This window comes from Rhodoblastus sp., from assembly GCF_052145335.1.
Lineage (GTDB): Bacteria > Pseudomonadota > Alphaproteobacteria > Rhizobiales > Beijerinckiaceae > Rhodoblastus.
The window spans coordinates 1-8,570 of sequence record NZ_JBKQOU010000192.1; the positions used below are offsets into that span (position 1 = coordinate 1).

Annotated in this window: 8 protein-coding genes; all 8 read left to right on the top strand. The window is 62.3% G+C overall.

All coding sequences use genetic code 11. The annotated features are described in order from the left end of the window. Positions 1 to 113: 113 nt before the first annotated feature. The 8 genes from ACLP2E_RS12185 (at position 114) to ACLP2E_RS12220 (ending at position 8,460) form a co-directional block, all read left to right on the top strand. Positions 114 to 605, top strand: a complete 492-nt coding sequence (locus ACLP2E_RS12185) for a hypothetical protein (RefSeq protein WP_442466081.1) — start codon at positions 114 to 116, stop codon at positions 603 to 605. Between the two features lie 42 nt (positions 606 to 647). Next, entirely contained in the window at positions 648 to 821 is a 174-nt protein-coding gene (locus ACLP2E_RS12190; RefSeq protein ID WP_442466082.1) for a hypothetical protein, read from the top strand. Positions 822 to 1,076: 255 nt separating this feature from the next. Beyond that, complete coding sequence (locus tag ACLP2E_RS12195) at positions 1,077 to 1,619, top strand: Hsp20/alpha crystallin family protein (protein WP_442466083.1); 543 nt, start codon at positions 1,077 to 1,079, stop codon at positions 1,617 to 1,619. Positions 1,620 to 1,713: 94 nt separating this feature from the next. Then, entirely contained in the window at positions 1,714 to 3,027 is a 1,314-nt protein-coding gene (locus ACLP2E_RS12200) for an erythromycin esterase family protein (protein WP_442462679.1), read from the top strand. 107 nt (positions 3,028 to 3,134) lie between these two features. Continuing rightward, entirely contained in the window at positions 3,135 to 3,584 is a 450-nt protein-coding gene (locus tag ACLP2E_RS12205; RefSeq protein ID WP_442462678.1) for a host attachment protein, read from the top strand. Between the two features lie 187 nt (positions 3,585 to 3,771). After that, positions 3,772 to 5,535 carry a DNA polymerase/3'-5' exonuclease PolX gene (polX, locus tag ACLP2E_RS12210; RefSeq protein ID WP_442466084.1) on the top strand — a complete coding sequence of 588 codons (1,764 nt, stop codon included), beginning with the start codon at positions 3,772 to 3,774 and terminating at the stop codon, positions 5,533 to 5,535. A 19-nt stretch (positions 5,536 to 5,554) separates the two neighbouring features. Then, positions 5,555 to 7,090 carry a ribose-phosphate diphosphokinase gene (prs, locus tag ACLP2E_RS12215; protein WP_442466085.1) on the top strand — a complete coding sequence of 512 codons (1,536 nt, stop codon included), beginning with the start codon at positions 5,555 to 5,557 and terminating at the stop codon, positions 7,088 to 7,090. A gap of 11 nt (positions 7,091 to 7,101) precedes the next feature. Further along, positions 7,102 to 8,460 (top strand): nicotinate phosphoribosyltransferase, encoded by a 1,359-nt coding sequence (locus ACLP2E_RS12220; protein ID WP_442466086.1) that lies wholly within the window; start codon positions 7,102 to 7,104, stop codon positions 8,458 to 8,460. Positions 8,461 to 8,570 lie beyond the last annotated feature (110 nt).

The window sequence follows — 8,570 nt, forward strand, 5'->3', positions numbered from 1 at the left end:
ATCTTCATCGGCTTGCGCGACATGGCTGGACAATGTGGTCGCCAGCGTCGAGCATAAGGTATGGCCCGGGCGCGACGCCCAATGCCGCGATGAAGACATGAGGGGGATGCCAGATGAGACTTTTTCTCGCTGCGGCTTTTTCTTGCGCCGCCCTTTGGAGCGCGTGCGCGCAGGAGCGCGCCAACCCCCCGCGATCAGAAAATGAGGCGGCGCAGGTCGCCGACGCCCAGGACCTCGCGGACATCATGGGCGAGACGCAGTTGCGCCATCTCAAGCTGTCCTTCGCCGGTTCGGTGAAAAACTGGGATCTCGCGGATTATGAAGTGGCGCAAATCGACAAGAGTTTTCGCCGGGCGGCCCAGCTCTATCCCACGTTCGAGAATGTTCCGGTGGCCAGGCTGATAGCCGAAATCAGCGAGCCCGTGCTGGCGGAGGTCAAGAAGTCGATCAAGGACCGCGACCGCGACGCTTTCCTCAGATCCTTCGACAAGCTCACCACGGCCTGCAATTCCTGCCATCAGGAGGCCAAGCTCGGTTTCATCAGGATGCAAGTGCCAACGGCCTCGCCTTTCAGCAATCAGGTTTTCCCGCCGGCTCAAAAGTGAAGCTCAAAGCCCGAGGCCGCCAAATTCGAGGGCGCAGAGCCCATGGACAAGAAATGGCATTTCAACTTCGGCTATCTGCTGTTCGCCTGGATCGCCATATTGTTGTTGCAGCAATATTGGACCACGACGCAGAAAGTCGAAGTCGCGCCCTATATGCTCGCCCGGGCGGAAAGCTTCCGCAGTCAGGCCTTTCCTCCGAAACGCGCTCCGGGGTGAAAGGTCTGGGAGCCTCCGGTGGAAGTGCGTGTGGATGACGCGGTGGCGGCCACGCTCGAGGATCAGCTCGGCGACCAGTGATCGCGGCGTTCGACGCCATGTTCGACGCCGTGGCGCCGCTGTTTCGACAAACCTCATATTTCCCCGCGTTGCCGCCGCCAGCTGGGAAGGCATAAATTGGCGCGCGATTGGAAAGAGGCCGCCGGTGGAGACAAATTTCCAGCCATCCGCGTCCGTCATATGAGGAGAGCGGTTATGGACGACCCAGCAAGCAAAGTGCCGGTCAAGGTCGAGAAGACAGGCCCGGCGGTCAAGGAGGCGGCTGGATTATGGGCGCCGCTCGATACGCTTCGTCATGAAGTCGATCGGCTGTTCGAGAATTTTTTGGGGCCGTCGCGGCGCTTTCCGTTCGGCCGCTCGCCGCTCGACTTCGAATTAGCCTGGCCGCGCATCGGCGAATTGGCGATCGCGCCTTCCGTGGACATAGCCGCGAAAGACAACGAATATGAGATCACGGCTGAATTGCCGGGCCTCGAAGAAAAGGACATCGAGGTTTCGCTGGCCAACGGCGCCCTGACGATCAAAGGCGAAAAGAAGGAAGAAAAAGAGGAGAAGGGCAAGGACTATTATCTGTCCGAACGCCGCTATGGCTCCTTCGCCCGTTCCTTCGCTGTCCCCGAGGGCGTCGACATCGACAAGATCGAGGCGACCTTCTCCAAGGGCGTTCTGACCATCAAAATGCCGAAGACGGCCGAAGCGCAAAAGAACGAAAAGAAGATCGAGGTGAAGGCCGGCTGATCGCCGCCCAACCTCCGCTTCCAAGAAGCTGGCGAGGTTCTGAACTGCCGAAGGCCTCACCAGCTTCTTCTTTGCGCAAGCGAGGTATGAGGTCATGTCGTCGCTTACAGCCTCCCCCATCGCCGACCTATCCAGACGGCTGCGCGCGAAATCGCAGCCATTGCCGGACCTGCATTCGCCGGACGCCTTCGCTGCGCATTTCGATGTATTCGCGGACGCCAAAATCGTCCTGCTCGGAGAGGCGTCCCACGGAACCGCGGAGTTCTACAAGGCGCGCGCGGCCATTACCCATCGTCTGGTCGAGCGCCACGGGTTCCGCATTCTCGCCCTTGAAGCCGACTGGCCCGACGCCGCCGAACTCGATCGCTTCATTCGCCAGCACGGCGTCTGGGGCGAACACAGCGCCTTCGTCCACTTCCCGCGCTGGATGTGGCGAAATGTCGAATTCGCCCATTTCCTGAAGACGATGCGCCGGTGGAATGAAGGCCGTCCGCTGCACGACCGGCTGGAGCTTCGCGGTTTCGACGTTTACAGCCTGCATCGCTCGCGCGACGAGGTGCTGGCCTATCTTGATCGGGTGGATCAGGAAGAAGCCGCTGCGGCGCGGCGGCGATATTCCTGTCTGACGCCCTATCTCGATGCGCCTCAAGCCTATGGGGCGCACGCATTGGCGACGGGACGCAGTTGCGAAGACGTCGCGGTCGAACAATTGGTGGCCTTGCTCGAACAGCGCCTGGCTTACACCGCCAGGGACGGCGAAAAATATTTCGACGCCGAACAGAACGCGCGGGTGGTTTGCGCGGCGGAGAGCTACTACCGGGCGATGTATCGCGGCGCGAAAGAAAGTTGGAACCTGCGCGACAGTCATATGTTCGACACGCTGGAGCGCGTGCTGGAACAACGCGGGCCGGACGCCAAGGCTATCGTCTGGGCGCATAATTCCCATATCGGCGACGCCGGGGCCACGGCGATGGGTGAAAGCGGCGAGTTCAATATCGGTCAACTCTGCCGGATCAGGTTTCGCGAGAAGGCGGCTCTGATCGGGTTCTCGACCGATCGGGGGAGCGTCTTGGCCGCCGACGAATGGGGCGCCAAGCCAAAGGTCAAGACGGTGATTCCCGCGCGTCCCGACAGCTGGGAGCGCGTGTTCCTGGAAGCCGGCCATGCGCGCTCCTTGACTAATTGGCGCGCCGACAGCGCGCTCGCCGCGGATTTGTCGCTGCGGCGGCTGGAGCGCGCGATCGGCGTGATTTACCGCCCGGAAACCGAGCGCTGGAGCCATTATTTCGACGCTCATCTGTCCAGACAGTTCGACGCCTTGGTCTGGTTCGAGGAAACGTCAGCGGTCAATCCGCTTCCGGGCGCTCCCGCCGAAGGCGCGCCCGATATCTATCCATTCGGATTGTGAGTCGGCGGCCAAGCGGTCGGATTTCCGCCGGCAGGAGGCTTTCAATGTCGCAGGAACGAAAAATGCCCTAACTGTGTGGCGCCAAGTCCTTTCGTCAGGAGTCCGAAATGAACAAGCTCGCCTTATCGCATGATGCTTTCGTTTTCGTCGGCGACGGCCGCAAGGCGCTGTTTCTTCGCAATGACGGCGATGAGAAATTCGCCAATCTGGTGACCGAACGAATCTTCGCCGACGAGAATCCGCCGACGCACGAACAAGGTAGCGACCGTCCCGGCCGCGCCTTCATGGCCGCCCATTCAACCAGCCGCAGCGCCATGGAGACTACGGATTGGCACGAGATCGAGGAGCGCCGCTTCGTTCAGCGTGTCTCCGCCGCTTTGGAGGACCTTGTACGAACTCGGGGCGTTCGGGAACTGGTCATCGCGGCGCCGCCGCGCGCGCTTGCGGAACTGAGGGCTTCGCTTCACGCCGATGTCAAGGCGAGGATCGTCGCTGAAATCGACAAGGACCTGACCAAACACCCCGTATGGGAAATCGAGAAGCATCTTATAGGGTGACGGCCGCGTCGGAACCTTTGCGGGGAATCGTCGAATAAACTCGCGCGTTTGGCTTTGATCGCCGGTTGGCCGCCTGATCCTGATCATGGACGCCGCCATCGGTCAGCCGTTTAATGACCGACAGGGACCGGCCTGAAGACAGTCTTCGCCGAAAGGCTCCAGGCTCCAGGCGCCAGGACAGCGAGCGATGACGCGCGAACGAGTCGAGACGGTTCAGCAGTCGAAAGTGCGCAACGAAGATATTGCCCGCGCCTTTGGCGAGGTTGCGGATATTCTTGAGCTTGAGGAAGAAAACCCATTCCGCATTCGGGCCTACCGCAATGCGGCGCGCACTTTGCGCGGTCTGGGCGAAGAGGTCGCCGTCATGATCGCGCGCGGCGGCGATCCCGACGACCTGCCGGGCATAGGCAAGGATCTGGCCACGCAAATCAGGGAAATGACATCGACCGGCCGTCTGGCGAAACTTGACCGGCTGCGCCCCGAGGTTCACGCGCTTGCGCTCGAACTCTGTCACGTCTCCGGTATCGGCCCCCGGCGCGCCATGGACCTTTGCCTGGGCCTGAAGCCGCGACCGCATTTTCTTGCCGATGTTCTTGTGGCCTGTCGCGAAGGTCGCGTCCGTTCTCTGCCCGGATTCGGAGTTGTCAGCGAGCAATCGCTTGCGGAGCGGCTGAAGGCGAGCATGGGTCGGGAAAAGCGGTTCAAGCTGGCCGACGTTCAAGCCATTGCAAATGAATTGCTTGCCAATCTTCGGGGCGATCCGGCGGTCGAAACCGCCGAAATGGCTGGCAGCTACCGGCGCAAAAAGGAAACGGTCGGCGATCTCGACCTTGTCGTGGCTTCAAACGCGCCGGAGCGCGTGACCCGGCGTTTCCTGTCCATGCCCGAGATGGCGCAGGTTCTGGCGACGGGGCGCACGAAGACCAGCATCGTTCTGACCGGCGGCGTCCAGGTCGATCTGCGTATCGTGCCCGCCGAGAGTTTTGGCGCGGCCTTGCTCTACTTTACCGGCAGCAAGGCCCACAACATCGAGTTGCGTCGCATGGCGCAACGGCAGGGAATGAAGATCAACGAATATGGCGTCTTCGATGGCAAGGACCGTGTCGCCGGGGCGACCGAAGACTCGATCTATCGAACCTTTGGCCTCGCCTATATCGAGCCGGAATTACGCGAGAACAGCGGCGAGATCGAAGCCGCCGCGCAGGGGCGGCTGCCCGATCTGGTCCGGCTTGTGGACATCAAGGGCGACCTCCACGCCCACACCAGCGCCAGCGACGGGATGAATAACCTGCGCGAAATGGCGCTCGCGGCCCGCGCGCGCGGGCTGGACTATATGGCCGTGACGGATCACTCGCGGCGTTTGACGGTCGCACATGGACTGACGGCCGACCGGCTGCTGCAGCAAATCGACGCGATCGACCGGTTCAATGCCGAAAATGCCGGCTTCACGGTTCTCAAGGGCGTCGAAGTCGATATTCTGAGCGACGGAAAACTCGATCTTCCCGATGACGCACTCGGGCGGCTGGATATTGTCGTGGCGGCCATTCATTCTGATTTCGCATTGTCGCGCGAAAAACAGACCGAACGCATCCTGCGGGCGCTGGACAACAAATATGTCTCGGTTCTCGCGCATCCCACTGGCCGGCTGCTGCTTGAACGCGACGCATGTGACATCGACATGAAACGCATTTTTCGCGCGGCGCGGTTGCGCGGTTGCTTTATGGAAATCAATGCCCAGCCGGATCGTCTCGACCTCTCCAACGCGCATTGCCGCATGGCCAGGGAGGAAGGGGTGAAACTAAGCCTCGGCTCCGACGCCCATCGCGTCGGCGATTTCGCCGATCTGGCGTTTGGAATCAACCAGGCGCGGCGCGGCTGGCTGGAGGTGGGAGACATAGTCAATACGCTTACGGTTTCTGAATTGAAGGCGCTGCTCGCCGCAGCGCGGTAGTCCAGAATGGAGGCCTGAAATGACCACGCTTGCTTTCGCCGACCTGCCGCTACGGCGCCTGTTCGCGCGTCTCGACTTCGCGCCTCGACCTCGCGAGGAAAATTTGCTCGACCTGCTTGGGCGATGGGACACATTGCGCGAGGGCCATGTCGCGCCGAAATTGCCGCTGAGCGAGGGAGCGGTCCCGCCGGACGCCTTCGTGTTCCTGCGGGGCGGCCTTGAGCACGACTATATTTTGCAGCACCCGTACGCCGGACTCGCGGCCCTTTTGGGGATCGCGCAGGCTGACGACAAATTGAGCAAAGCGCCGATCCTGCGGCAGGCGGCGCGCTTACGCCGGTTGTTCGACACCGTGATCCAAACCGGCGAGCCGGTGCTGGCGGAATTTTCCATCGAAGGCCACGGCGAAAGCGCGTCGGTGGTCGATTTTCTGGCGGCGCCATTGGCCGACGAAGAAGGCCGGATCGCTGGCGTCTTAGGCGGTTATGCATTGCGTCCGGAGTTGGGAGGCGAGGCGCATCGACCGAGCCATGCGGCGCCGGCAAGCGGCCCCGTCGTTTTTGCGCTGTCCAATTCTCGCGCGCTTGCGGAAAATGTCGCCGCACGTCTCGGGAGCGCGGTTGCGGCGCATGAGCTGCGCAAATTCGAGGACGGAGAATTCAAGATCCGGCCTCTGGTTGGCGTGCGCGGGCGTGACGTCTATGTATTCGCCGACCTGGCGGCCTGCGCCGGCGAAAGCGTCAACGACAAGCTTTGCAAATTGCTGTTCTTCGTCGGCGCGCTGAAACAGTCGGCGGCGCAGCGGGTGACGGTCGTCGCGCCCTATCTCTGCTATGCGCGCAAGGAGCGCCAGACCAAGCCGCGCGATCCGGTCGCGACGCGCTATCTCGCGCAAATGTTCGAAGCGGTCGGCGTCGATTGCGTCATCACCATGACGGCGCATGATCTGGCTGCGTTCCAGAACGCCTACCGCTGCGGCGCCGAACATCTCGACGCCGGCGCGCTGTTCGCTCACGCGCTGGCTGAGCGGCTTGAGGGGCGGGAAGTCGCGGTCGTGTCGCCCGATCCTGGGGGCGAAAAGCGCGCGGAACTGTTCCGCGAAACGCTCGAACGCAGACTCAAGGCGCCGGTGGCCAAGGGACTCGTCGACAAGAAGCGCAGCATGGGCAAAGTCACCGGCGATTTGTTCGCCGGTGATGTCGAGGGACGCGTCGCGGTCGTTTACGATGACATGATCGTCGGCGGCGGCACTATGACGCGCGCCGCAAAGGCTTGCCGAAGAAATGGCGCAAGCGAGGTCATCGCGGTGGCGACGCATGGCCTGTTCACCGGCGGGGCGGAACAGTTTTTTCGCGATCCCTCGATCGATGAAATCTGGATCACCGACAGCATAATGCCCGGCGCTTCGGTGGAAGCCGAGGTCCGCAACGGCCGGGTGCGCCTCGTTCCTGTCGGCAAGCTTCTCGCGGATGTCATTCGCGCATGCCATTCGGGCGGCTCGATCGACGATCTGCTTGAACATGATCTGAGCCCGATGGTTGAGGCTGGCGGCTGAAAGCGGGGACAATGGGTTTCGGTGGAGCTGAAGGCGGCGGCCTCTTCACGGATCTCTATGAACTGACCATGCTGCGCGCCTATGGCGACTGCGGCATGGACGATGACGCCGTGTTCAGCCTCTTCGTCCGCCACATGCCCGAGGATCGCAACCTGCTGATCGCCTGCGGGCTGGATGATGTTCTTGCCGAGATCGAGCGCTTCCGCTTCTCGCCGGACGACATCGACTATTTGCGTTCGCTGGGGATGTTTTCGGTTAGCTTCGTCAATGGACTTCGCCAATTCCGGTTTACCGGAGACATTTTCGCCATGCCGGAGGGGACGCCGTTCTTTCCGGACGAGCCGGTCCTGGAAGTGGCGGCGCCGATCGGGGAAGGCCAGATTCTCGAAACCGTCATTCTCAACCAGATCGGCCTGCAAACCATTCTGGCGTCGAAGGCCCATCGCGTGGTGGCGGCGGCTTCAGGCCGGCAGGTCGTCGACTTCGGCGCCAGGCGAGCGCAAGGCTTCGACGCCGCGCTCAAAGGCGCGCGCGCCTTTGCGATCGCCGGCGTCGGCGGAACATCGCTGCTGGCGGCAGGCGAGCGATATGGTCTTCCGGTTAGCGGAACGATGGCGCATAGTTTTGTGGAGGCCTTCGCCAGCGAGGCTGAAGCCTTCGCGGCGATGGCGCGCGTCTATCCGAGCACGGTGCTGCTCGTCGATACCTACGACAGTTTGCAGGGCGTGGAAAAAGTCGTCGCTTTGGCGAAAAAACTTGGGCCGGACTGCCGCTTGACGGGCATTCGGCTGGATTCCGGGGATCTCGACGAACTGTCGCGCGGCGCGCGCGCGATGCTGGATGAGGCGGGCCTTGCGCAATTGAAGATCGTCGCCAGCGGCGGCCTGACCGAAAAACGCGTCGAGGCTCTGGTCAAGGCTGGCGCGCCTATCGATATTTTTGGCGTCGGAACCGAAATGAGCGTCTCGGCCGACGCGCCTTGTCTCGATATCGCCTACAAACTGACCGAATACGCGGGAGCCGGCAGAATGAAGCTTTCCAGCGTGAAAAGCACCATGCCGGGCCGCAAGCAGGTGTTCCGTCAGGAAAGCGACGGCGTCGCGGTTCGAGACGTCATCGCCCGGGCTGACGAGGCGTGCGACGGGACGCCTCTCTTGCAACAGGTGATGCGCCGGGGCAAGCGCCTGAGTCCGCCGACGGGCCTGTCCGCCATTCAGGACCGGACAGCGCGGCAGATCGGCAAAATGCCGCCAGAATTGCGAGCCTTGGCGCCGGCGAGCCGGGGCTACCCGGTCGCCGTCTCCGATCGCCTTCGCTCCGAGACAGAGGCTCTTCGCGCCCGCCTCGCGGCGGACGAGGCAGCCGGCTAGCCTTGCGTGAGACGGTCGAGCGCTTGTTCCGCCAAGGAGAGATAGCGCGCCGCCAGCGGCTCCCATTTTTCCGGCTGGCGCGGCGAAGGATCAAGCAAATGCGCAAGAGT